Annotated in this window: 1 protein-coding gene; it reads right to left on the reverse strand. The window is 56.8% G+C overall.

The window, feature by feature from the left end; all coding sequences use genetic code 11:
- Window positions 1-353: 353 nt before the first annotated feature.
- Entirely contained in the window at window positions 354-1112 is a 759-nt protein-coding gene (locus tag QRN61_RS27465; protein WP_285376424.1) for a hypothetical protein, read from the reverse strand.
- Between the last annotated feature and the right edge of the window lie 438 nt (window positions 1113-1550).

Raw genomic sequence — 1550 nt, forward strand, 5'->3', positions numbered from 1 at the left:
GCAAGATCAAGAGCTTTCGGCGAGCTGACACTCGGCCATTTGAGTGGTGAAGAGCGAGGCGGTGCACTATCTCGCTCTTCTGTAGGAGTGAGCCTGCTCGCGAAGGCGGCCTGACAGCCGACCAGTTTTCTAACTCACTCACCCTATCCCACTGTGGGAGCTGGCTTGCCAGCGATGGCGGCCTGACAGCCGACCAATCTCCAACTGAATAAACTCATGCCCACTGTGGGAGCGGGCTTGCTCGCGAAGGCGGCCTTACTGCCAACCAATCTCTAACTGAATGTTCGCAATGGCAGTCAGCCCACCCCCCACAAAAAAGCCACCTCTCGGTGGCTTCTCTTAACTCTCGACCATCAGTCGTAAATCACTTTCTTCTTCCAGTCCGCATCGGCTTCGACTTCTTTGAGGCCTTCGGTCAACTGGTTCACTTCGCCTTCAACCGGGGCAATCTTGTCCATGACTTGGGCATTGGCGCGGGCCAGGAGTTTTTCCAGGTATTGCAGTTGTTCCGAGTACACCTGTGGATCCTGCTGTTTGCGCAGGTATTGCACGCCGCGTTCGAAGGCGAGGCGGGCTTGGCCGGGTTGGTTTTGTTGCAGGGATTGTTGGCCGAGGTTGTTGAAGAATTCGATGTGCAGCAGGACCAGGATGTGGCGGACTTCCTTGATCCAGTGTTTGGCTTCGTTCGGTGGCAGGAAGCCGTCATGGGCGGCGCGGGTGATCTGGCCGTGCAGGGCTTCGAGCAGGAAACGGACGTCCTTGGCTTTGGCTTCGGTCAGGATCGGTGCCGGTGGGTTGTTGACCGGGATCGATTCGCCTTGGGCCACCAGTGCGCTGAGTTCGGTGATCCGTGCCTTGGTCGTGGCGCTGGTTTTTTCCAGGTTCAGCAGGCGCTGGCAGACGTTCAGCTCCAGACGGGTCAGCAGCAGCTTGAGTGCCGGGGTCATGAACTGGCCGGGGAAGGTTTCGGTCAGCTCGCCGCAGCGGCGCAGGCGGTCGTTGAGTTCGACTTTGGTGCGGGCCTTCTCCAGTTTGTTGTTTTCCACCACATGGTTCATGTAGCCAATGGCGATCAGAATTGCGATCCCGGCTATGACTAGCAGGGTGATCATGAGTGGTGTCACCGGTAAGACCTCTTTATAGGGTTCGCATGCGAGTGTAGTGGCTGGACATTCAGGCGCCCAGCGCCGCTCGACGAGTTGATTCAGCAGCTTCTGTCTATATCGGCTGCACACTGCTTATATGAATGCTGGCGCAAGGTGCGCAGATTGCCATCATTGTGTTGCGGACTATAACGCCTTGGCGGGTGGCGGAATATAGGCGTCAATCGTCGGGCGACGGAAAAGCCCGAATGCTCCCGTAAAGCAGGTCGAAGTCATTGATTTAAATAAATTTATATTCGGGGGTTGACGACCTCTCAAACCATCCATAGAATGCGCGCCACTTGCAGCGTAAAGCACACAGCGAAACGCGGCAGGGAGTGAGTGTTGTAGCGTGTCCCCTTCGTCTAGTGGCCTAGGACACCGCCCTTTCACGGCGGTAACAGGGGT

This window comes from Pseudomonas sp. lyk4-TYG-107 (genome assembly GCF_030209055.1).
In the GTDB taxonomy this organism is placed as follows: Bacteria; Pseudomonadota; Gammaproteobacteria; order Pseudomonadales; family Pseudomonadaceae; genus Aquipseudomonas; species Aquipseudomonas putida_A.

Coding starts and splice junctions, on each gene's coding strand:
- QRN61_RS27465 (WP_285376424.1), bottom strand. CDS start 1,112: ATGATCACCCTGCTAGTCATAGCCGGGATCGCAATTCTGATCGCCATT.